21 protein-coding genes are annotated in these 21,166 nt (G+C 73.2%); 12 read left to right on the forward strand and 9 right to left on the reverse strand.

Annotated features, from left to right (window positions below):
* Positions 1-48: 48 nt before the first annotated feature.
* A complete protein-coding gene (locus ACFWBY_RS17840) occupies positions 49-630 on the reverse strand; it encodes a hypothetical protein (protein ID WP_385340056.1) in 582 nt (193 codons plus the stop codon).
* A gap of 125 nt (positions 631-755) precedes the next feature.
* The gene (miaA, locus tag ACFWBY_RS17845) at positions 756-1,694 is read right to left on the reverse strand and encodes a tRNA (adenosine(37)-N6)-dimethylallyltransferase MiaA (protein ID WP_385340058.1); all 939 of its coding nucleotides are present in this window, start codon (positions 1,692-1,694) and stop codon (positions 756-758) included.
* Positions 1,695-1,926: 232 nt separating this feature from the next.
* On the opposite strand from miaA, the gene ACFWBY_RS17850 reads away from it, so the two are divergent.
* Positions 1,927-2,142: a gliding motility protein gene (locus tag ACFWBY_RS17850; protein WP_385340060.1), complete on the forward strand. Its 216-nt coding sequence runs from the start codon at positions 1,927-1,929 to the stop codon at positions 2,140-2,142.
* A 25-nt stretch (positions 2,143-2,167) separates the two neighbouring features.
* Positions 2,168-2,413, forward strand: a complete 246-nt coding sequence (locus tag ACFWBY_RS17855) for an antitoxin (RefSeq protein WP_385340062.1) — start codon at positions 2,168-2,170, stop codon at positions 2,411-2,413.
* Between the two features lie 266 nt (positions 2,414-2,679).
* Here the strand turns inward: ACFWBY_RS17855 and ACFWBY_RS17860 are convergent, their stop codons facing one another.
* Together ACFWBY_RS17860 and miaB are read right to left on the reverse strand one after the other, a co-directional pair.
* The gene (locus ACFWBY_RS17860) at positions 2,680-3,387 is read right to left on the reverse strand and encodes a hypothetical protein (RefSeq protein ID WP_385340279.1); all 708 of its coding nucleotides are present in this window, start codon (positions 3,385-3,387) and stop codon (positions 2,680-2,682) included.
* A gap of 127 nt (positions 3,388-3,514) precedes the next feature.
* Positions 3,515-5,029: a tRNA (N6-isopentenyl adenosine(37)-C2)-methylthiotransferase MiaB gene (miaB, locus tag ACFWBY_RS17865; protein WP_385340280.1), complete on the reverse strand. Its 1,515-nt coding sequence runs from the start codon at positions 5,027-5,029 to the stop codon at positions 3,515-3,517.
* A gap of 103 nt (positions 5,030-5,132) precedes the next feature.
* Here miaB and ACFWBY_RS17870 point away from each other — a divergent pair, with 103 nt between their 5' ends.
* Positions 5,133-6,128 carry a TAXI family TRAP transporter solute-binding subunit gene (locus ACFWBY_RS17870; protein ID WP_385340282.1) on the forward strand — a complete coding sequence of 332 codons (996 nt, stop codon included), beginning with the start codon at positions 5,133-5,135 and terminating at the stop codon, positions 6,126-6,128.
* A 22-nt stretch (positions 6,129-6,150) separates the two neighbouring features.
* On the opposite strand, the gene ACFWBY_RS17875 is transcribed toward ACFWBY_RS17870, so the two are convergent.
* Positions 6,151-7,119 (reverse strand): ROK family protein, encoded by a 969-nt coding sequence (locus ACFWBY_RS17875; protein ID WP_385340333.1) that lies wholly within the window; start codon positions 7,117-7,119, stop codon positions 6,151-6,153.
* 964 nt (positions 7,120-8,083) lie between these two features.
* On the opposite strand from ACFWBY_RS17875, the gene ACFWBY_RS17880 reads away from it, so the two are divergent.
* Positions 8,084-10,180, forward strand: coding sequence for an endo-beta-N-acetylglucosaminidase (locus ACFWBY_RS17880; RefSeq protein WP_385340335.1), 2,097 nt, complete (start codon positions 8,084-8,086; stop codon positions 10,178-10,180).
* Between the two features lie 8 nt (positions 10,181-10,188).
* Here ACFWBY_RS17880 and ACFWBY_RS17885 read toward each other — a convergent pair whose 3' ends face one another.
* Together ACFWBY_RS17885 and ACFWBY_RS17890 are read right to left on the reverse strand one after the other, a co-directional pair.
* A complete protein-coding gene (locus tag ACFWBY_RS17885; protein WP_385340284.1) occupies positions 10,189-11,607 on the reverse strand; it encodes an ATP-binding protein in 1,419 nt (472 codons plus the stop codon).
* A gap of 12 nt (positions 11,608-11,619) precedes the next feature.
* Positions 11,620-12,363, reverse strand: coding sequence for a response regulator transcription factor (locus ACFWBY_RS17890; RefSeq protein WP_385340286.1), 744 nt, complete (start codon positions 12,361-12,363; stop codon positions 11,620-11,622).
* A 342-nt stretch (positions 12,364-12,705) separates the two neighbouring features.
* Between ACFWBY_RS17890 and ACFWBY_RS17895 the strand changes: the two genes are divergently transcribed.
* From ACFWBY_RS17895 to ACFWBY_RS17930, 8 genes are all read left to right on the forward strand, one after another.
* Positions 12,706-13,491: an amino acid ABC transporter ATP-binding protein gene (locus ACFWBY_RS17895; protein WP_385340288.1), complete on the forward strand. Its 786-nt coding sequence runs from the start codon at positions 12,706-12,708 to the stop codon at positions 13,489-13,491.
* An 88-nt stretch (positions 13,492-13,579) separates the two neighbouring features.
* Positions 13,580-14,434, forward strand: coding sequence for a glutamate ABC transporter substrate-binding protein (locus ACFWBY_RS17900; RefSeq protein ID WP_385340290.1), 855 nt, complete (start codon positions 13,580-13,582; stop codon positions 14,432-14,434).
* 119 nt (positions 14,435-14,553) lie between these two features.
* Positions 14,554-15,228: an amino acid ABC transporter permease gene (locus tag ACFWBY_RS17905; RefSeq protein WP_385340291.1), complete on the forward strand. Its 675-nt coding sequence runs from the start codon at positions 14,554-14,556 to the stop codon at positions 15,226-15,228.
* The gene (locus tag ACFWBY_RS17910; RefSeq protein WP_385340293.1) at positions 15,225-16,103 is read left to right on the forward strand and encodes an amino acid ABC transporter permease; all 879 of its coding nucleotides are present in this window, start codon (positions 15,225-15,227) and stop codon (positions 16,101-16,103) included. Before ACFWBY_RS17905 ends, ACFWBY_RS17910 begins: the two co-directional genes overlap by 4 nt.
* A 263-nt stretch (positions 16,104-16,366) precedes the next feature.
* Positions 16,367-17,956 (forward strand): FAD-dependent monooxygenase, encoded by a 1,590-nt coding sequence (locus ACFWBY_RS17915; protein ID WP_385340295.1) that lies wholly within the window; start codon positions 16,367-16,369, stop codon positions 17,954-17,956.
* Positions 17,957-18,027: 71 nt separating this feature from the next.
* The gene (locus tag ACFWBY_RS17920; RefSeq protein WP_385340336.1) at positions 18,028-18,075 is read left to right on the forward strand and encodes a hypothetical protein; all 48 of its coding nucleotides are present in this window, start codon (positions 18,028-18,030) and stop codon (positions 18,073-18,075) included.
* Between the two features lie 68 nt (positions 18,076-18,143).
* Positions 18,144-18,686 carry a cysteine dioxygenase gene (locus ACFWBY_RS17925; RefSeq protein ID WP_385340297.1) on the forward strand — a complete coding sequence of 181 codons (543 nt, stop codon included), beginning with the start codon at positions 18,144-18,146 and terminating at the stop codon, positions 18,684-18,686.
* Entirely contained in the window at positions 18,677-19,066 is a 390-nt protein-coding gene (locus tag ACFWBY_RS17930; protein ID WP_385340338.1) for a rhodanese-like domain-containing protein, read from the forward strand. Before ACFWBY_RS17925 ends, ACFWBY_RS17930 begins: the two co-directional genes overlap by 10 nt.
* A 142-nt stretch (positions 19,067-19,208) precedes the next feature.
* On the opposite strand, the gene recX is transcribed toward ACFWBY_RS17930, so the two are convergent.
* Together recX and recA are read right to left on the reverse strand one after the other, a co-directional pair.
* The gene (gene recX, locus ACFWBY_RS17935; RefSeq protein ID WP_385340298.1) at positions 19,209-19,847 is read right to left on the reverse strand and encodes a recombination regulator RecX; all 639 of its coding nucleotides are present in this window, start codon (positions 19,845-19,847) and stop codon (positions 19,209-19,211) included.
* Positions 19,848-19,850: 3 nt separating this feature from the next.
* The gene (gene recA / locus ACFWBY_RS17940; protein WP_385340300.1) at positions 19,851-20,969 is read right to left on the reverse strand and encodes a recombinase RecA; all 1,119 of its coding nucleotides are present in this window, start codon (positions 20,967-20,969) and stop codon (positions 19,851-19,853) included.
* Positions 20,970-21,166: the final 197 nt, after the last annotated feature.

The following is a 21,166-nucleotide window of genomic DNA, read 5'->3' on the forward strand; positions in this document are numbered from 1 at the left end:
GACGGGCCAGGACCGGGGTCCTGCCGGGTGAGGCGGCCCTAGGCCCGTCTAGCGGAGCCGGGCCACCCGGTATACGGCGAGCGCCACGACGGCCAGCACGACCAGCGCGTACAGAGCGGCCACCCGCCAGTCGGGGAGCCGGCCGGAGCCGCGGGCGGGGAGCCCGGGCAGGGCGTAGCCCACGCGGCGCGCGGCCATCATGCCCCAGCCGCCCGCGCAGCAGCTGATCAGGAACCCGAGCATGGCGACGACCGCTCCGCCGTCACCGAACTCGAAGGCGAGCGGGAAGGCGAACATCAGGGATCCGGAGGCGGCCAGCACGACGATGGGGGCGATCTGCCACAGGCGCAGTCTGCGCTGCGGGCGCAGCTCGACCTCGAAGGCGGGGGCGCCGGCGGCCTCCGCCTCGGCGGAGTCGGGCGCGTCCGGGCCGTCGGGGGTCAGCCGCGCGGGCTCCGCGGGCAGCCCGAGGCCGTCCGCCCCGAGGCTGTCCGCCCCGAGGCCGTCCGATCCGAGGTCATCGCCGCCGAACCCGTCCTGTGCCCCGGCGAGCTCACCGTGAAGCATCGGGTCCGTTTCCCGTCGGGTGTCGTCCCGACCGGTGTCGCGAGGGCCGGCCTCCATCGCCACGCGCCCTCCCACTCGAACTTCGTACGCCGTCGTTCACCGCCGGTGACGGCACCGGCGGAAGTTCGATGATGGCACGCCGTCAGGCCCCGAACGGGCGCGCGGGGCGTCCCGATGCCATCACGTGATCAGGCTGTGACCGCTCGTTCGACCAACGACTGCGCGAGTCCGGCGAGTTCCCCCCGGTCAGCGGCGGCCCCGCTGAGCCAGTGCACCCTCGGGTCGCGGCGGAACCACGAGTCCTGGCGGCGCGCGAAGCGCTTGGTGGCGCGGACCGTCTCGGCCCGGGCCTCCTCCAGCGTGCACTCGCCGGCGAGCGCGGTGAGCACCTGCTGGTAGCCGAGCGCCCTGGACGCGGTGATCCCGTCGCGCAGCCCCACGGCCTCCAGCGCGCGGACCTCCTCCACCAGCCCGTCCTCCCACATCCGGTCCACGCGGAGCGCGATCCGCTCGTCGAGCTCGGGCCGGGCCACGTCCACACCGATCTGGACCGTGTCGTAGACGGACTCGTGGCCGGGCAGGTTCGCGGTGAACGGCCGGCCGGTGATCTCGATGACCTCCAGCGCGCGCACGATGCGGCGGCCGTTGCTGGGCAGGATCGCCTGCGCGGCGGCCGGATCGGCGGCCGCGAGCCGGGCGTGCAGGGCGCCCGGGCCGCGCAGGGTGGCCTCGGCCTCCAGGCGGGCCCGGATCTCGGGGTCGGTCCCGGGGAACTCCATGGCGTCGAGCGCGCCGCGCACGTACAGGCCGGAGCCGCCGACGAGGACCGGCGTACGACCCTGGGCGAGTAGCGCGTCGATCTCGGCGCGGGCCAGTCGCTGGTACTCGGCGACGCTCGCCGTCTCGGTGACGTCCCAGATGTCGAGGAGGTGGTGCGGGACGCCGCCGCGCTCCTCGGTCGTCAGCTTGGCGGTGCCGATGTCCATCCCCCGATACAGCTGCATCGAGTCGGCGTTGACGACTTCGCCGTCGAAATGACGGGCCAGGGCCACCCCCAGATCCGACTTTCCGGCGGCGGTGGGTCCTACGACGGCGATGACCCGCGGGGCGGGGGCTGCTTTCCTCACCGCCCCAGTCTCGCAGCCCCCCGTCAAGGCACTGCCATGTACCCGATCGAGCTACGTGACGGGGCCGAACCGGGGTCGTTGCCTTGGCGGGGTTCCAGCCCGGCGCGCGCCTCTTGTACGCCCGGCTCCGGATCGGCGCAGGCCGGTCGGTCCACGGTCCGTGGACGCGTACGTCCACGGGTTTGTCCACGGCGGAACTTCACTCACACGAGTAACGTTAATAGGAGTAGACATGGGCATTTTGGACCGGCTTCTCGGCCGCAAGAGCCAGGCGACGACCGAAGAGGTCGCCGCCGCGGATCTGACGGCGGAGTCCGCGACGGCCGACCAGGCCGAGACCGGGCCGGCTGCGGCCGAGGAGAGCGCGGCGGAAGCCGTCGACATCCCGAAGCAGCAGTCGGCGGAGGTCGCCGCGGACAGCGAGGCCGGCGAGGGTGCCCGTACGTAGCTACCCCGCCAAGGGAAGGTGACCCATGGGCCTGCTGGACAATCTCAAGGCCAAGCTCGCGCCCGCCAAGGACAAGGTCGGCGACCTCGCGCAGCAGCACGAGGGCAAGATCACCCAGAATCTGGACAAGATGGCCAAGGCCGTCGACTCCAAGACCAAGGGCAAGTACCACGGCCAGATCTCTAGCGGCGCGGACAAGGCGAAGGGTGCCCTGGGCAAGATCGCGCACAAGGACACCCCCGGCGGGCAGACGCCGCCTGCGGCTTCCTGACGCGGTGACGAGAGGGGCGGGGGGCCCCCCCCCGGGGGGGGGGGCCCCCCGGGGGGGTGGCGCCCGGGCCGCCGCCGGCCGTGGGGTTGGGGGGGGGGGGGGGCGCCGCCCCCCCGCCCCCCCCCCCCCCCCCGCGGGGGGCCCGGGGCCGGGGGCGGGGGGGGGGGGGGGCCCCCCGCCCCCCCCCCCCCCCCCGGCCCCCCCCCCCCCGCCCCTCTGTCGTGACCCGGTCGGCCGTACCCGGTCGTGTCGTTGCGCGGTCGGGGCTACGACCAGGCGGCGACGAAGTATCCGACCCCGTACGGCGCGTCCTCGTACAGCAGCCGCCCTTCGAGGCCGGCGCCCTCGGCGGCGCCCGCGAGGACCTGCCAGGCGGCCCGCCCGGCGGCCTGGAGCTCGCCTGCGAGTCCGGCGTCGAGGGCGGCGAGCGAGGCCACGTCGGCGGCGCCGAGCGCGCGGGCGGCGGCGGCGTCGAAGGCGGCGGCGCGGTCGTCGAGGTAGCCGGGGGCCTTGAGGGACCGGCAGGCACTGCCGTCGCCCATCACGAGCAGTGCGACCCGGGCGTCGCGCGCGGCGAGCTCCCGGCCGGCCGCCAGGCACCGGGCCGTGTCCAGCGGGCCGGCGACCGCGAGCCCTTCCACGGGTGCGGCGCCCCAGCCCGCCCGGCCGAGCAGCCAGGCGCCGACGGCGAGCGGTGCGGGCAGCGGCCGCGGACCTTCGCCGCCTTCGCCGAGCGTCACCTCGGTCCCGGCTCCGAAGCCGCGGAAGGTGCCCCGAGCGCCCTGGGGATAGGAGCCGGCCCGCTCCTCGTCACAGGCTCCGACGACCACGAGCAGGTCGGGCCGGGAGGCGGCGAGCACGGACAGCGCGTCGGAACACGCGGTACGGGCGTCGGCCAGTTCGGCGGCGGCTCCCGCGGCGACCTCGGGCACGAGCATCGGCGGGGCGGGGCAGACGGCAGCGGCTACGAGCATGATCTGCAGCGTAGCCGCACCCGGCCGTCCCGAGATGTCCTCGCGCCGCCCCGGGAAGCTTCCTGACCTCCGCGGACCTCCATGGGCCTCCTTGGGCCTGCGGAGATCCCCGGGACCCGGAGCCGCGTCAGGAAGACGCGGGCACCGCGCAGCCCGACGCCGCCACGGGCAGCGGGGCCGGTACGCCCAGGGTGGGGATCCCGAGCAGCACGCCCTTCGGCTGCGCCGGGGCCGCGTTGCGCTTCTCCCACGCGTCGCCCGCACGCGTGCGGCGCACCGACGTGGTCGGGCCCTCGGCCAGCAGGTGGTGGGGCGCCGCGTAGGTGATCTCCACGGTCACGACGTCGCCGGGGCGGACCTGCTCCGGCGGCTTCGTGAAGTGCACGAGGCGGTTGTCGGGTGCGCGCCCGGACAGCCGGTGCGTGGCGCCGTCCTTGCGGCCCTCGCCCTCCGCGACCATGACCTCCAGGGTGCGGCCGACCTGCTTCTTGTTCTCGTCCCAGGAGATCTCCTCCTGGAGTGCGACCAGGCGCATGTACCGCTCCTGGACGACCTCCTTGGGGATCTGGCCCTCCATGTCGGCGGCCGGGGTCCCGGGGCGCTTGGAGTACTGGAAGGTGAAGGCGTTCGCGAAGCGGGCCTCGCGCACGGCGTGCATCGTCTGCTGGAAGTCCTCCTCGGTCTCGCCGGGGAAGCCCACGATGATGTCGGTGGAGATCGCTGCGTGCGGGATGGCGGCGCGGACCTTCTCGATGATGCCGAGGAAGCGCTCCTGGCGGTACGAGCGGCGCATCGCCTTCAGGATCGTGTCCGATCCGGACTGCATCGGCATGTGCAGCTGCGGCATCACGTTCGGGGTCTCGGCCATCGCCGCGATCACGTCGTCGGTGAAGTCGCGCGGGTGCGGGGAGGTGAAGCGGACGCGCTCCAGGCCCTCGATGGCGCCGCAGGCGCGCAGCAGCTTGGAGAAGGCCTCGCGGTCGCCCAGGTCGGAGCCGTAGGCGTTCACGTTCTGGCCGAGCAGGGTGATCTCCGAGACGCCCTCGGCGACCAGGGCCTCGACCTCGGCGAGGATGTCGCCGGGACGGCGGTCCTCCTCCTTGCCGCGCAGCGCCGGGACGATGCAGAAGGTGCAGGTGTTGTTGCAGCCGACGGAGATCGAGACCCAGGCCGCGTACGCGGACTCGCGCCGGGTCGGCAGCGTGGAGGGGAACGCCTCCAGCGACTCGGCGATCTCGATCTGCGCCTCCTCCTGGATGCGCGCGCGCTCCAGGAGGACGGGCAGCTTGCCGATGTTGTGCGTGCCGAAGACCACGTCGACCCAGGGGGCGCGGTCCACGATCGTGTCGCGGTCCTTCTGCGCGAGGCAGCCGCCGACGGCGATCTGCATGCCGGGGCGCTTGGTCTTCATGGGGGCGAGGCGGCCGAGGTTGCCGTAGAGCTTGTTGTCGGCGTTCTCGCGGACGGCGCAGGTGTTGAACACGACGACGTCGGCGTCGCCGTCGGACCCCTCGGGGGCGCGGACGTACCCGGCGTCCTCCAGCAGCCCGGACAGCCGCTCGGAGTCGTGCACGTTCATCTGACAGCCGTACGTCCGGACCTCGTACGTTTTCACAACAGTCGCCTCGCCCTCGGTGCTCACCCAGCAAGGGTAAGGGTCGGGTCGGGCAGTCGGGCCCGGCCGGCGGGCCGGGGCGGGCGGTCGGGCCGTGACAGGAGCGCGGGTCGGTGGCAGGATCGCGGCCATGCCTCTCGTACCGCCCCGGATCAGCAGGCGCCGTGCCCTGCGGGCCCTGGTGGCCGTGCTGGCCGTCCTGTGCGCGCTCATATGGTGGCTGCGGCCCTTCGGGGAGCCCGAGCTGACGGGCGACCTCACCTTCAGCACCGGGGTCCAGACCGGCGTCTACCACCGCTACGGGCAGCTGCTGGAGCAGGAGCTCGCGGTGAACATGCCCGGGGTGCGCGTGCGGCTGGATCCCAGCGAGGGTTCACAGCAGAACCTGCAGCGGGTGGCCGACGGCACGGCGGACTTCACGGTGGCGACGGCGGACGCGGTGTCGAAGTACCGGCTCGACCGGAAGCCCGGCGCGGACCGGCTCCGCGGATGTGCCCGCCTCTACGACGACTACGTGCAGCTCGTGGTGCCCACCGGTTCCCCGGTCCAGTCGGCCCGGGACCTGCGCGGCAAGCGGGTCGCGGTCGGCCAGAACGGCTCGGGCGTGCGGCTGATCTCGGAGCGGCTGCTCACGGCGGCGGGGCTGGACCCGGCCCGCGACGTCACCCCGGTGTCCATCGGCATCGACACCATGCCGGCGGAACTGGAGGCCGGCCGGATCGACGCGTTCTTCTGGTCGGGCGGACTGCCGACCAACGCCGTGCGCGAGCTCTCGGAGCGGTTCGAGATCCGGCTCGTGCAGCTCGGCGACCTGGTGGAGGCCCTCCAGGCGAGCGGCAGCCCGGCGCGCTACTACCGGGCGGCGGTGATGCCGCAGGACGCCTACGCACTCGCCCGCAACACCTCGGCGGTGGCCACGGTGGCGGTGCCGAACCTGCTGGTGACCAGGGAGGACACGGGCGCCGAGCTGACGGCGCAGTTCACCCGCACCGTCATCGACAGCCGGGACGAGATCGGGCGCAAGGTGCACGCGGCGCAGCTGGTGGACCTGCGGACGGCGATCTACACGGACCCGCTGGAGCTGCACGCGGGGGCGGCCCGCTACTACCGCTCCGTCAAGCCGTAGCCCCCGTCCCCCCGGGGGGCGCTCAGGGGGACAGCAGCATGGTCGCCGCGGCGGCCGCGCCGATCAGGCCCGCGTGGGTGCCCAGCGTCGCCGGAACGACCTGGAGGTCCTTGACGAAGGACAGGGTCGCGTACGAGGCGAGGTGCGTGCGGATCGGCCCGAAGAGGGTGTCTCCGGCGGCGGCGACGCCGCCTCCGACGACGGCGATGTCGGTCTCGACCAGGGTGGCGGTGGCCGCGATGGCAGCGGCCAGTGCCCGGCCCGCCCGGTCGAAGGCGGCCAGCGCGAGGGGGTCGCCCGCCGCGGCAGAGGCCGCCACTCCGGCGGCCGTGGCGTCCCCGGCCGGGGTCCAGCCCCGGGCCAGGGCCCAGCGCGCGATGGCGGTGCCGGAGGCGAGGGACTCCACGCAGCCGCGGCTGCCGCAGACGCACGGCTCCCCGTCGAAAGCGACGCTGATGTGGCCGATGTGGCCCGCGTTCCCGGTGGGCCCGGGGTGGAGCCGGTTGTTCAGGACGAGCCCGCCGCCGACGCCCGTGGAGACCACCATGCACAGGGCGTTGGCGTGCCCCCGCGCGGCGCCCAGCCAGTGCTCCGCGGCGGTCATCGCCACCCCGTCGCCGGCCAGTACCGTCGGGATCCGGGCTCCGTGCCGCGCCAGCTCCGCTTCCACCCGGGCCTGGACGGGAAAGCCCCGCCAAGCGCCGATGTTGACCGGGCTGACCGTGCCGAGCACGGCGTCCACCGGGCCCGCGCTGCCGATGCCGCAGCAGACCGCCGAGGGCCAGAGCGGGGACTGCGCCAGTTCGGCGACGACCTCCCGGACGGCGGCGAAGACGGTGTCGCCGTCGGTGCCGCGCGGGGTCGGGCGGCGGGTGGTGGCCGTCATCGTGCCGTCGCGGTCGACCAGCGCACCGGCGATCTTCGTACCGCCGATGTCGATCGCGACCGTCAGGCCGGCTTCGGCCCCCGCGCGGGCACGGGGGCCGGGCAGCTCGGAGGTGGGGGCAGGTGTGGGAGAGGTCACGGCAGCGCTCCAGGAAGGGTCTCGGATTCAGTATGCGGCCGGGGGCGGCGCCGTACTCTCGCGGGCCTCGAGCCGGGGCCGCCCGCTCTCGCGTGCCCTCGACGGGCCGCGCAGGCCTGCCGGCCGAGCTCCTCGGCGCCCCGGCGGACACGGGCGCGGGTGTCCTGGGAGACGCCCGGCCGGCGTGGGGCGCGAAGGAGACCGCGCTCTGCCCCACACCGGCTTGGCGGGCGATGTCCTTGATGGTGGGCTGCGGGCCATGCCATGCCCGTCTCGGTCGGCAACACGCCAACAACGACAGCTGAACCGCATCAGCTGCTCTGCCGTCCGGTGGCCCCGCCCCGTCTGCCGGCAGGGCCGAAGCCCATGGGCACCGCGGCCGGGAGGCCGGGGACTCGATCGGGCCACCTGCAAGCTCCGGCGACAGGGACCGTGTTGACTATCCGCGGCGGGGGACGGCAGCTTACGGGAATCCGGCGCGTTCCCCCCGAACTCCGGGACCCTGCATGCCCGACGACACCTCCGCGTCCCCGCCCGCCCGCGCACCGGAGCCCGCGCGCACGCCGCGCTTCGGCGCCGACCACACGCCGGCGCGCGGCTGGTTCCACCACCGGCCGTGGACGTCGGCGGGGCCGGGCCGCGCAGGAGCGCTCGGTGTGCGCGCCCGGCGGGACGTTGTTCGAGCCCGTGGGCGGCGCTCACCGCCCACGGGGAACGGCCGTCGGTGGCCACGGCCGAACTCGCCGGGGAAGCTGCGCGCTTGGGCGCCCGCAGCCTCAGCGAGGCCCTGCACGTGTCCGACGTCCCCGCCCCTGGTCCTGACCGGCCCCGACGGAGGAGAACCCGCATGTCCGAGTCCGGCAACGGCGCCGACCCCCGTACCGCCCGTACCGCGGCAGCACCGGCCGCCGCCGCGCCGGGCACCCCGCCGATGACCCCGGCACGGCCCACCCGGCGCGGGGTGCTGGCCGCCGCGGCCGGTACCGGAGCCGCCGGGCTGCTCGCCAAAGCCGCGGGGCCCGCCGCCGCGGCGCCCGGGGCTCCGGCAGCCCCCGCCGGCCCGGCCCCGTACGCCTCGTACTGGTTCCCGGACTCGCTGCCCGACGGCGTCCCGGGCCCCGGCATCACCTGGCGCTCCCTCATGCGCTGGAGCCCCGGGACCGACCCGGATCTGGCGCACAACACCTCGACGGTGCCGCTGGCGCCCCGCTTCACCACGGTGCCGCCGAACACCTCCGCCCGCGCCGGCCAGGCCCGCATCGCCTCGCTCGTCTCCTTCGGGAGCACCGCCGGGAACCCGTCCCAGGGCTCGGCGACCGCCGACCACTACGCCCTGACGCACTGGGCGTACATCGACGAGCTGGTCTTCTGGGGCGGGTCCAGCGGCGAGGGCATCGTGCTCGCCCCGAACGCGCCCGTCGTCGACGCCGCGCACCGCAACGGCGTGCGGGTGCTGGGCAACGTCTTCCTGCCGCCCGTGGCCTACGGCGGCGACCTCCAGTGGACCCGGGACCTGGTCCAGCGGGATTCCCTCGGCCGCTTCCCCGTCGCCGAGCAGCTCGCCCTGGTGGCGCGGACGTACGGGTTCGACGGCTGGTTCGTCAACGCCGAGACGGGGGGAGGCGACAGCCGACTCGCGTCCCTCACCCAGCGGTTCCTCCGCGCCCTGCGCGCCGCCGGTGAGCCGCACGGACTGCGCGTCACGTGGTACGACGCGATGAACTCCACCGGCCGGGTCGGCTGGCAGGGCGCGCTGAACGAGCTCAACCAGGAGTTCTTCGAAGACCGCCGGGGCAAGGTCGCGGACACCATGTTCGTGGACTTCCGCTGGACCCCGGCGAAGCTGGCCGCCTCCGGCGCGCTCGCGGACGGCCTGGGGCGCGACCGCCACGAACTGTGGGCGGCCGTGGACACGGAATCCCACGGCTGGAACGCCCAGGTCGACTGGGACGCGATCGTCCCGCGCGACCGCGACCACGTCGTCTCCTACGGTTTCTACCGGCCCGAGTGGACCCGCAACCACCTCGCCGACCGCTCCCCCGGTGCCTTCCACCGGGCCGACGACCGGTTCTGGACGGGCGAGTCACTGGACCCGGCACGCCCCGGCCCCGAAGGCGGCTGGCGGGCGCCCGCCACCGTCGTCGCCGACCGGTCCACCGTCACCGCCCTGCCCTTCGCCTGCTCCTTCAACACCGGTCACGGCGAAGGCTGGTACGAGGACGGCAAGGCCGTCTCCGACACTCCGTGGAACCATCTCGGTCTCCAGGACCGGCTCCCGGGCCGCCGATGGGTGGTGGACACCGCCGGAATCCGCCCCGACGTCACCCTCGACTTCGCCAGGGCCTGGCGCGGCGGCTCCAGCCTCCTCGTCGCCGGCGAACTCACCGCTCCGGCGGCCGTCGGGCTGCACTCCACCCGGCTGCCGCTGACCCGTTCGACGGTCGTCGAGCTGGTCCACGCCACCGAGTCGGGCCCGGTCACCGTCGAGCTCGGGGTCGCCACGCGCGAGCCGGCCGCCCCGGGGCAGGAGGTCCCGTACACCTGGCTGGAGGCGAAGGGCCCCGGCCCCGCGCGGGGCTGGAGCAGGGCCCGGGTCCGGCTGGCGGACCTGGCGGGCGCGACCGCCCACGGTCTGGCCGTACGGATCACGCGGCTCGGGACGGAGCCGGTGCGCTGGCGGCTCGGCGCCCTGGCGGTACGCGACGCAGCCGCCCGGCCCCGCCCGGGCACTCCGGGGACACCGGCCGTGACCGCCTCGGTCCAGCAGTCCGGTACGGCGGCCCTGCGGCTGTCCTGGCAGCGGCCGGCCGGCCCGGACCACCCGCTGCGCCACTACGAGGTGTCCCGCCTCCTGCCGGACGGCACCCGCCGCTTCCTCGGAGGCACCTGCGCGACCGCCCTGTACCTACCGGCCGTCGAGCGCGCCGGCCGCGAGAGGTCGGCCGTCTTCGAAGTCCGGTCCGTGGACGAGCTGTACGCCGTCTCCGCCCCCGCCCGCACCACCCTCACCTGGACCGGGGCCCGCTGAAGCACGCGTCACTCGCGCAGGGCGGCGGGGTCGCTGCGCGGGACCGCCACCGTCACCCGCAGCCCGTGCGGCGGGTTCGTCTCGTAGGAGAGGGACCCGCCGCCCGCGGCGAGCAGGGCACGGGAGATGGACAGGCCGAGCCCCGAACCCTTGACGTTCTGGTGGCGGCCACTGCGCCAGAACCGGTCGCCGACGCGGAGCAGCTCCTCCTCGGTGAGGCCGGGCCCCCGGTCGGCGACCACGACGCGCACCTGGTCGCCCACCACGCTGAGGCTCACCTCGACGTCCTCGCCCTCCGGGGTGAACTTGAGGGCGTTGTCGATGACGGCGTCGAGCGCGCTGGAGAGCGCGATCGGATCGGCCCAGCCCGCGGCCGCGGCCCGCCCCGTCCCGGTGAGCCGCACGCCCTTCTCCTCGGCGTAGGGCCGCCAGGCGGTGACCCGCTCGGCGGCCAGGGCCGCGATGTCGACGAGGCTGATCTCCGCGCTGGCGTGCTCGGCCAGCGCCAGGTCCAGCAGGTCGTCCAGGACCTGCGTCAGGCGCTTCCCCTCGGTCCGTACGGAAGCGATCTCCTCGTTGCCGTCGGGCAGTTCGAGGGCGAGGAGCTCGATCCGCAGGAGCAGCGCCGCGAGCGGGTTGCGCAGCTGGTGGGAGGCGTCCGCGACGAACGCCCGCTGCTGTTCCAGGACTTCTTCGACATTGTCGGCCATCTCGTTGAACGAGCGTGCCAGGCGCTGCAGTTCCGGCGGGCCGCCGGCCGCCGCGACCCGGGAGTTCATCCGACCGGTGGCGATGCCGTGCGCGGCCGCGTCCAGGGTCCGTACGGGCTTGAGCACCCAGCTGGTCAGCCGCAGCGCGGCGCCGAAGGCCACGAGCATGGCGGCGCCGAGTCCGCCGGCGATCAGCAGCCATCCCCGCAGGATCCGGGCCCGCATCTGGTCCGTGGGCGACTCGGTGGCGACGACGGCGACCACGTCCCCGTCCAGGACGACCGGGGAGGCGACGAGGAGTTTGCCGTGGGTCTGCCAGGGCCACACCTGGCCCGGATCGTGACTGCGCCGGCCCGCGAGTGCCTCGAGGAAAGCGCGGCGGCCCTCCCCCTCCGCCGGGAGCTCCCACCAGCCCGGGGAGCGGACCATGGCGTTGTCGTTGCGCAGGAAGATGCCGACGCGGATGCCGTACAGCTCGTGGTAGCGGGCCAGTTCGCGCTGGAGGGTGTCACGGCGCTCGTCGGCTCCGCCGGCGCCCGAGCCCTCGGCGTCGATGACGAACTGCGCGAGTGCGGCGAAGCGGGCACTGTCGTCGATCCGGTCGACGACCACCCGCTGCTGCTGCCCGGCGGCCAAGGCCACCGCGAGCGGGAGGCCGAGGGCGAGCAGGACGCCCGCCATCAGGACGACGAGCAGGGGGAGCAGACGGGCGCGCACGGCGGCTCCCCGCTAGGGCGCGGGTGGCGCGGGCTGGGCCGGCGGCGCCGGCGGGACGACGAGCCGGTACCCGACGCCTCGGACGGTCTCGATGAGGGCCGGCATGCGCAGCTTGGAGCGCAGCGAGGCCACGTGCACCTCGAGGGTCCGGCCCGTCCCCTCCCAGCTGGTGCGCCAGACCTCGCTGATGATCTGCTCGCGGCGGAAGACGACTCCGGGGCGCTGCGCGAGCAGGGCCAGCAGGTCGAACTCCTTGCGGGTGAGCGGTACGTCGGTGCCGTCCACGCCGACCCGGCGCGTGGACAGCTCGATGGAGACGGGGCCGAGCCGGACGACGCCGGGCGTGGCGTTCCCGCCCGCGGCGGCCTCCTCGGAGGCCCCGGTACGGCGGGCGACGGCGTGGATGCGGGCGAGGAGTTCGCCCGTGTCGTAGGGCTTGGTCACGTAGTCGTCGGCGCCCATGTTGAGGCCGTGGATGCGGGAGCGCACGTCGGCCCGCGCGGTGACCATGATGACGGGCGTACTGGTGCGCTTGCGGATCTTGCCGCAGACCTCGTAACCGTCCTGGTCGGGCAGTCCGAGGTCGAGCAGGATCACCCCGTACGGGGCCACCTGCGGCGGGGCACCGGCCGGGAGCAGGGCCTGCAGGGCCTCCTCACCGCTGCGCGCGTGCGTCACCCGGAAGCCGTGCCGGGCGAGGATCGCTGACAGGGCGGCGGCGACGTGGTCGTCGTCCTCGACGAGCAGCAGTCTCATGCCGTCCCCCTCACCACTTCTTCCTCGTCCGTCACTGGTCGTTCGCACTGGTTCTTCGTCACTGGTCTTCGTCGCGGCCGTCCGTCGCCGGCCTTGGCTCGTTCGCCCGGCGGCCACCAAGCATCCACGCCGATGCAGACTGCCACGTCAAGGCGGTTCCGGTCCGACGGGGGCTTCCGTTACCCACCCGGTACGGCCGTGGTCGGTGCGCCGCGTCCGCGCGTACGGAGCGTATCGGTGCGAGGCCGGATCGTTATGCTCAATTCTCCCTCAGATGTGCTGACGCTGTGGACGTCACGTCACTACTGTCCTCCCAACCGAGGAGGACGGAGCAAAAAGCCGATGAGCGGAGTATCAGTGACCAAGGACGTGCGGGACGCGGCCGGTGCCGCGGACGACCTGGTCGTGCTGAACAACGTCAACAAGCACTTCGGCGCGCTGCACGTGCTGCAGGACATCGACCTGAGCATCGCCCGGGGCGAGGTCGTCGTGGTCATCGGCCCTTCGGGGTCGGGCAAGTCCACCCTGTGCCGGACCATCAACCGGCTGGAGACGATCGATTCGGGCACCATCACGGTCGACGGCAGGCAACTGCCGTCGGAGGGACGCGAGCTGGCAAGGCTCCGCGCCGACGTGGGCATGGTCTTCCAGTCCTTCAACCTCTTCGCCCACAAGACGGTGCTGCAGAACGTCATGCTGGGCCAGCTCAAGGTCCGCAAGATGAGCCAGGCGGCGGCGCTGGAGAAGGCGAAGTCCCTGCTGGACCGCGTGGGCGTGGGCTCGCAGGCCGACAAGTACCCGGCGCAGCTCTCGGGTGGCCAGCAGCAGCGCGTGGCGATCGCCCGGGCGCTGGCGATGGACCCGAAGGTGATGCTCTTCGACGAGCCCACCTCGGCCCTCGACCCCGAGATGATCAACGAGGTGCTGGAGGTCATGCAGCAGCTCGCCCGCGAGGGAATGACCATGGTGGTCGTCACGCACGAGATGGGCTTCGCCCGCTCCGCCGCCAACCGCGTGGTCTTCATGGCCGACGGGAAGATCGTCGAAGAGGCGACGCCCGATCAGTTCTTCAGCAACCCGCGAAGCGACCGTGCCAAGGACTTCCTGTCGAAGATCCTGCACCACTGAGCTTCGCGTCTGGTAGTGATCCGGTGACGGATCGCCTTCCGGCAACGTCTCACGTCTGTCTCACGTCTCACTTCGAGGGAAGTCCACCATGAAGCTCTCCAAGGTCGGCGCGGCCGCCGCCATCGCCGTTGCCCTCGCCCTGACCGCGACCGCCTGTGGCGGCGACAGCGACAAGGCCGCCGGTGACGCCGGCCCGTCGGGCGGGTCCAAGAAGGACAAGATCGTCATCGGCATCAAGTTCGACCAGCCGGGCGTGGGCCTCAAGACCCCCGACGGCAAGTTCACGGGCTTCGACGTGGACGTGGCGACGTACGTGGCCACGGAGCTCGGCTACGAGCCCGACCAGATCGAGTTCAAGCAGGCCGTCAGTGCCGAGCGCGAGAACCTGATCGCCAACGGCGACGTGAAGCTGGTCGTGGCGAGCTACTCGATCAACGACAAGCGCAAGGAGAAGGTCGACTTCGCCGGCCCGTACTTCCTCGCGCACCAGGACCTGCTCGTCCGCGCCGACGACACCTCGATCACCAAGGCCGAGGACCTGAACAAGAAGAAGCTCTGCTCGGTCACCGGCTCCACGTCGGCGCAGAACGTCAAGACCAAGCTGGCCCCCGAGGCCGACCTGCTCCAGCAGGCGGGCTACTCCGAGTGCCTCACCGGCCTGGAGAACAAGTCCGTCGACGCCCTGACCACGGACAACTCGATCCTGGCCGGCTACGCCTCGCAGGACAAGAACAAGGGCAAGTTCAAGCTCGTCGGGCTGACCCTGAGCAACGAGAACTACGGCATCGGCCTGAAGAAGGGCGACAAGGACCTTCAGACCAAGGTCAACGCCGCCATCAAGAAGATGGAAGCGGACGGCGCCTGGGAGGCGGCCGTGCAGAAGAACTTCGGTCCGGCGAACTACAAGAGCGAGCCGGCTCCCGCGGTCACCGAAGGAAGCTGACCCGGCGGCCGGCGTTCGCCGGCTGATCCATCGGTGAGGGGGCGTCGCCGCCCGCCTGTCACGGGCGGCGGCGTTGCCTCACCGGCCAACCTGGCCATCCTGGGAGAGCGCAGGCCATCGTGTTCGATTTTCTTGATTCCGGGCAGTACGACCTGCTCGGAGCCTTCTGGGTGACGGTTCAGCTCACCCTCTACTCGGCCGTCGGGTCGCTGATCTGGGGCACCGTCCTGGCCGGGATGCGGGTCAGCCCCGTCCCGCTGATGCGGGGCTTCGGCACCGCGTACGTCAACCTCGTGCGCAACACCCCGCTGACCGTGCTGATCATCGGCTGTTCGCTGGGCCTCAACCAGACCCTCGGCGTCACGCTCGGCGGCAGCACCTTCAAGGACATCGGCTTCCGGCTCGCGGTCCTCGGGTTCACCGCCTACACCGGCACGTTCGTCTGCGAAGCGCTGCGCTCGGGCATCAACACGGTCCCGGTCGGGCAGGCCGAGGCGGCCCGCGCCCTGGGCCTGGGCTTCTTCCAGGTGCTCACCCTGATCGTGCTGCCCCAGGCCTTCCGGGCGGTCGTCGCACCGCTCGCCAACGTACTGATCGCCCTCACCAAGAACACCACGGTGGCAGCGGCCATCGGCGTGGCCGAAGCGGCCCTGCTGATGAAGGAAATGATCGAGAACGAGGCGGACGCGCTCTTCGCCATCTTCGGGGTCTTCGCCCTGGGCTTCGTCCTCCTGACCCTGCCCACCGGCCTGCTCCTGGGCTGGGTGGCCAAGCGAGTGGCGGTGAAGCGATGACCTCCGTGCTGTACGACACCCCCGGCCCCAAGGCCAAGGCCCGCAACTGGATCTACAGCGGCGTCTTCCTCGTGGCGGCCGCGGCCGTCCTGTGGTGGGTGCTGTCCGTCATGTCGGACAAGGGCCAGCTCGACGCCGACAAGTGGTCGCCCTTCGTCACCGACGGGCAGATCTGGACCACGTTCCTCGTGCCCGGCCTCGGCGAGACCCTGCGGGCCGGCGCCATCGCCATGGTGATAGCCCTGCCGCTGGGCGCCCTGCTCGGCATCGGCCGGCTCTCCGACCACGCGTGGGTCCGCTCCGCCGTGGGCGTCTGGGTCGAGTTCTTCCGTGCCATCCCGGTGCTGATGCTGATGCTCTTCGGCTCCGCCTTCTACGTCCAGTACACCGCCGTCGGCTCCGAGATGCGGCCGCTGTACGCGGTGATCACCGGCCTGGTGCTGTACAACTCCGCGGTCATCGGCGAGATCGTCCGGGCCGGCGTCCAGTCCCTGCCGAACGGCCAGACCGACGCGGCCAAGGCGATCGGCATGCGCAAGGGCCAGGTCATGGGGTACGTCCTGCTCCCGCAGGCGGTCACCGCGATGCTGCCGGCCCTGGTCAGCCAGCTCGTGGTGATCCTCAAGGACACCGCGATCGGCGGAGCGGTGCTGGGCCTGGCCGAACTGCTGTCGATGTACCGGCCGATCGCGGCGAACTACAGCAACACCATCGCCGCCCTGGTCGTGATCGCGGCGCTGTTCATCGCCGTGAACTTCGCCCTCACCACCTTCGCCTCCTGGCTCGAAGGACGGCTGCGGAAGTCGAAGCGGACCACCGACGCCACCGTCCCGGTGGCCCAGTTCGACGCGGGCGAGAACTCAGCCGGCATCTGACCGCAGACCCGGAAGGGCCCCGGCGGGGCAATCCGGCGGGACGATCCGGCGGGGGCGGTCCGGCGGGGCTTCGGACATGTGGTCGGACAGGCCTCGGGCGTCCGGGCTGACAGTCGGTCAGTACACTGGCGGGACACGTGTGGTGCGGCGGAACTCATCCGCCGCACCACTCGGCATTGTCCGGCCCGGCGTCACTTGACGCAGGCACCTCCAGTGGGTTGCATACGTTCTGTGATCACATACCGGACATCGGGAGCCACATCATGGACCCGGTGATCGTCGTCGGCGCGGGGCCCGTCGGGCTGTCCCTGTCCCTCGCCCTGGCCGGCCAGGGCGTGCCCTGCGTCGTGCTCGACGACGGACCCGGCAAGGACGAAGCCCGTCCCGCCCGCACCGTCGCCCTGCACGCCGACACCGCCGCCATGGTGCACCGCCTGGGCTGCGCGACCCTGCGCGACGAGGGCACGTACTTCGCCGCCTGGCGCACCCTGCGGCGCGGCCGCGACGCGCAGCGGATCACCTTCGAGGACGGCCCGGCCCCGGCCCACCTGCCCCAGCACGCCCTGACGCGCGGACTGCGCGACGCCGCCACCGCGCACCCCTTGGTCCAACTGATCACCGAGAGCAAGCTCGACTCCCTGGAGCAGGACGGCCACGGCGTCACCGCCCACACCCGGGGCGCCGAGACCACGTGGTGGCGCGGCAGCTACCTGGTCGGCTGCGACGGAGCCCGCTCCACCGTGCGCAAGCTCCTCGGCATCCGCTTCCCCGGCCGCACCGCCGTCGAGCGGCACGCCGTCGCCGCGCTGCGCACCGAACTTCCCTGGCCCGGCGAGGCGTTGCTGCACCGCAGCCCGCCCGAGGAGGTCATCGCCCGGCCGCTGCCCGACGGCGTGTACCGGCTGGACTGGCTGCTCCCGGCGCGCGGCGACCTCGTCACCCCCGACGCCCTGGTGGCCCGCATCCGAGACACCCTCGCCGCGTGGTGCGGCGGCACGACACCCCCGTACGACCTCCTCGACACCGGGGTCCACACCCTGCACCACCGGCTCGCCCGGCGCTGGCGCGACGGCCGCGCCTTCCTCGCCGGGGACGCCGCGCACCTGCTCGGCGCGCTCGGCACCCAGGGCGTCGAGGAGGGGCTCCGGGACGCCGAGAACCTCGCCTGGAAACTCGCCCTCGCCTGGCACCAGGGTGCCTCCGAGGAACTCCTCGACAGCTACGAAGCCGAGCGCCGCAGGGCGGTGGCCGCCCGACTGCGCGCCGCCGACCAGGCCATGCCCGCACTGCGCGCGGCGGGCGGGATCCGCACCTACCTCCCCGGAGCCTCGCGTTCCGCCGAATCCCTCCTGACCGACGGCCACCTGGGGCGGGGCCCGCTGGGCGCGGAGCCGGTGTACGCCCCGGCCGTCGCCGTCCGTGAGGTCCCCACCGCCACCGAGCCGGGCGGGCCCGTCGCGAACATCCCGGTCACCGCGCCCGACGGCGCGACGGTGCCGCTGCGCGACCAACTGGGCCGGGGCCGGCTGCTGGTCGTCCTCGTCGCCCCGGGCACCGGGGTCTGGGACCGGCGGCACTGGCTGGGCGCCGGCCTGATGCCCCGGCTCGCGGCGGCGGTCAGCGCGCTCCCCGTCCGGGCGGACCTGCTCGTCGCCGACGGCTATCCGGGGGCGGCGGCGCACACCGTGCTCCTCGTGCGGCCCGACGGACACCTCGCGGCGACGTTCGCCGGGGTCCGGCCGGCGGAGCTGTACGAAGCAGCCGACGCGGTCCGCCACGGCGCGCCCACGGCCACGCCCTCGGCCGCCTCCGCGCCCACGGCGGCGCCCGCGCCGACACCTGTGATCGATTGACCGTCCGCCCGACTCGTGCTTCACTCGCCGACATGACCGGCAACGACGTACGCCTGTGGCGGAGGGTCCATATGGACCTGCTCCGCTACGCGGGCTGCGTGTGTCGCCCTTCCCGCTGATTCGCCTTCCTCCCGCGCGCCCGCCGTGTGCCGCGCGCTCTCGCGAACCTCCAGGACGGTCATCCTCCATGTCTGCGCCCACGCACGCCGCCGTGCCCTCGCCCGCCGTCGCCCCTGCCCCGGTCACGACGGCGGAACTCCTCGCCTTCACCCGCCGCGTCGCCTCCGACGCCGGGCTGATCGACTCCCTCCCCCTCGACCCCGTGGGCCGGACCTGGATCCGGCTCGACGGCCCGGGCGGCAGCGAGGCCTGGCTGATCGGCTGGCCGCCGGGAACCGGCACCGGCTGGCACGACCACGCCGAGTCCCGGGGCGCGTTCACCACCGCCCGGGGCCGCCTCACCGAGAACTCCCTGACGGTGCGCCTGCCCGCCGAGGGCTGGCGGTCCCTCTCCCTGGCCCCCGACGTGGACCGCACGCGCGGCCTCGGGCCGGGTACCGGGCGCGCCTTCGGAGAGCACCACGTGCACGAGGTGTTGAACGAGTCCCGCACCGAGCACGCCGTCTCCGTCCACGCCTACGACCCACCGCTCCCCCTGATCCGCCGCTACAGCCGCACCGGCCCGGTGCTGACCCTGGAGCAGGTCGAGCGCCCGGCGGACTGGCAGTGAGCGGCATCGACGCCCTCGTGGAGCGGCTCCGGGCGACGTACACCCGCGTGGAACCGGGCCAGGCGCACAGGGAGTTCCTGGCCGGGGCGCTCCTGGTCGACATCAGGTACCAGGCCCTGCGCGAGCGGGACGGTCTGATCCCGGGTGCGCTGGTGATCGAGCGCAACGAGCTGGAATGGCGTCTGGACCCCGAGGGCTCCCACCGGTTGCCGCAGGCCACGGACCACGATGTCCGCATCGTCGTCATCTGCAACGAGGGCTACGCCTCCACCCTGGCGGCGGCCTCGCTCCACGCGCTGTCCCTCGCCAACGCCACGGACCTCACGGGCGGCTTCCAGGCCTGGCGTGCGGCGGGCCTGCCGGTGACCGCCCCTCCCTGACGCGCCTCCGGGCGCCACGGGGCTCCGGCCGCTGACGCGCCGTTCGGGGGCTACGGGCGTCCTGCCGGGCGGGGCAGGTGCCGCGTGGGCGAGGCAGGTGCCGCTGGGCGGGGCAGGTGCCGCTCCCACCCCGGGAGGGGGCTCAGCTCCCGGGGTACCCCAGGTCGTCGGCGTCCTCGCCTTCCGCCTCCAGCGCCCGGCGGACCACCCGCAGGGCCATGCCCTCCGGGTACCCCTTGCGGGCGAGCATCCCGGCGAGGCGGCGGATCCGCTTGTCCCGCTCCAGGCCCCGGGTGGCGCGGAGCTTGCGCTCCACGAGCTCCCGGGCCGTCTCCTCCTCCTGGTCGGAGTCCAGCTGCTCCAGGGCGTCCTGCACGAGGGCGGCGTCCACCCCCTTGGTGCGCAGCTCCTGTGCGAGCGCCCGGCGGGCCAGGCCCCTGCCCCGGTGCCTGGATTCGACCCAGGCACCGGCGAACGCGGCGTCGTCGATCAGGCCCACCTCCTCGAAGCGGGAGAGGACCTGCTCCGACACCTCCTCGGGGATGTCCCTCTTGGCCAGGGCATCCGCGAGCTGCCGCCGGGTGCGCGGCATCCCGGTGAGCAGGCGCAGACAGATGGCCCGCGCCTGCTCCTCGGGACTCTGGGGCGGCAGCTCCTGACGGCCGTCGCGGCCCTCGGCACGACGGCCGTCCCGGCCGCCACCCCCGCGGCGCCCTTCACGACTGCCCTCGCGGCGCCCTTCACGGCCGCCTGCGCCACCGCCCCTTTCCTGCTCCCACACGGGTCAGCTCTTGGCGACGGCGGACTTGGCCGCGATCTTGGCCTTCGACGCGGGAGCGGGCACGGCCGGCGTCTCGGCGGGCGCGTCCGCGCCGGCCTCGGCCGCGGCGGTGGCAGCGGCGTCCTTGCGGACACCGACGCCCAGCTTCTCCTTGATCTTCCGCTCGATCTCGTCGGAGAGGGCCGGGTTGTCGCAGAGGAACTTCCGCGCGTTCTCCTTGCCCTGGCCGAGCTGGTCGCCCTCGTACGTGTACCAGGCGCCGGCCTTGCGGACGAAGCCGTGCTCCACGCCCATGTCGATCAGGCCGCCTTCGCGGCTGATGCCGTGGCCGTAGAGGATGTCGAACTCGGCCTGCTTGAAGGGCGGCGCGACCTTGTTCTTGACGACCTTGACGCGGGTGCGGTTGCCGACCGCGTCCGTGCCGTCCTTGAGGGTCTCGATGCGCCGGATGTCGAGGCGCACGGAGGCGTAGAACTTCAGCGCGCGGCCACCGGTGGTGGTCTCCGGCGAGCCGAACATCACACCGATCTTCTCGCGGAGCTGGTTGATGAAGATCGCGGTGGTCTTGGACTGGCTGAGCGCACCGGTGATCTTCCGGAGGGCCTGGCTCATCAGACGGGCCTGGAGACCCACGTGGGAGTCGCCCATCTCACCCTCGATCTCCGCACGCGGCACGAGCGCCGCGACGGAGTCGATGACGATGAGGTCGAGCGCGCCGGAGCGGACCAGCATGTCCACGATCTCCAGCGCCTGCTCGCCGGTGTCCGGCTGGGACAGGATGAGGTTGTCGGTGTCGACGCCGAGGGCCTTGGCGTACTCGGGGTCGAGCGCGTGCTCGGCGTCCACGAAGGCGACGGTGCCGCCGGCCTTCTGCGCGTTGGCCACGGCGTGGAGGGTCAGGGTCGTCTTACCGGAGGACTCCGGCCCGTACACCTCGACGACGCGACCGCGCGGCAGCCCGCCGACGCCGAGCGCGATGTCCAGCGCGGTGGAGCCGGTCGGGATGACGTCGATGGGGTCGTTCGGCTTGTCGCCGAGACGCATCACGGCGCCCTTGCCGAACTGCCGTTCAATCTGTGCGAGAGCGGCGTCGAGAGCCTTCTCGCGGTCGGTGCCTGCCATGGGTTCCACCCGGTTTACTTGAGTCGATCGCTTCACGCCATTGACGCTAACGCCTGCCACTGACAACGCGGTGCCACGTCCGGTTTGGCTGTGGATAACCCATGAGAATGCGTGTTCGATTTTCCTGTCAAGCGCGCCACGCCGGACCCCTCCACCACCTCCAGCATGTTCCCCGACGGCCACACCCCGCCCGCCGC

The sequence above is a fragment of the Streptomyces sp. NPDC060049 genome (assembly GCF_042736715.1).
Taxonomy (GTDB): domain Bacteria; phylum Actinomycetota; class Actinomycetes; order Streptomycetales; family Streptomycetaceae; genus Streptomyces.

What these genes read in the sequence shown, in the direction of transcription:
- ACFWBY_RS17850 (WP_385340060.1), top strand. Translation starts at nt 1,927, where the DNA reads ATGGGCATTTTGGACCGGCTTCTCGGCCGCAAGAGCCAGGCGACGACC.
- ACFWBY_RS17880 (WP_385340335.1), top strand. Translation starts at nt 8,084, where the DNA reads ATGACCCCGGCACGGCCCACCCGGCGCGGGGTGCTGGCCGCCGCGGCC.
- ACFWBY_RS17870 (WP_385340282.1), top strand. Translation starts at nt 5,133, where the DNA reads ATGCCTCTCGTACCGCCCCGGATCAGCAGGCGCCGTGCCCTGCGGGCC.
- ACFWBY_RS17910 (WP_385340293.1), top strand. Translation starts at nt 15,225, where the DNA reads ATGACCTCCGTGCTGTACGACACCCCCGGCCCCAAGGCCAAGGCCCGC.
- ACFWBY_RS17855 (WP_385340062.1), top strand. Translation starts at nt 2,168, where the DNA reads ATGGGCCTGCTGGACAATCTCAAGGCCAAGCTCGCGCCCGCCAAGGAC.
- ACFWBY_RS17860 (WP_385340279.1), bottom strand. Translation starts at nt 3,387, where the DNA reads ATGCTCGTAGCCGCTGCCGTCTGCCCCGCCCCGCCGATGCTCGTGCCC.
- recA (WP_385340300.1), bottom strand. Translation starts at nt 20,969, where the DNA reads ATGGCAGGCACCGACCGCGAGAAGGCTCTCGACGCCGCTCTCGCACAG.
- ACFWBY_RS17900 (WP_385340290.1), top strand. Translation starts at nt 13,580, where the DNA reads ATGAAGCTCTCCAAGGTCGGCGCGGCCGCCGCCATCGCCGTTGCCCTC.
- ACFWBY_RS17915 (WP_385340295.1), top strand. Translation starts at nt 16,367, where the DNA reads ATGGACCCGGTGATCGTCGTCGGCGCGGGGCCCGTCGGGCTGTCCCTG.
- ACFWBY_RS17890 (WP_385340286.1), bottom strand. Translation starts at nt 12,363, where the DNA reads ATGAGACTGCTGCTCGTCGAGGACGACGACCACGTCGCCGCCGCCCTG.
- ACFWBY_RS17925 (WP_385340297.1), top strand. Translation starts at nt 18,144, where the DNA reads ATGTCTGCGCCCACGCACGCCGCCGTGCCCTCGCCCGCCGTCGCCCCT.
- ACFWBY_RS17895 (WP_385340288.1), top strand. Translation starts at nt 12,706, where the DNA reads ATGAGCGGAGTATCAGTGACCAAGGACGTGCGGGACGCGGCCGGTGCC.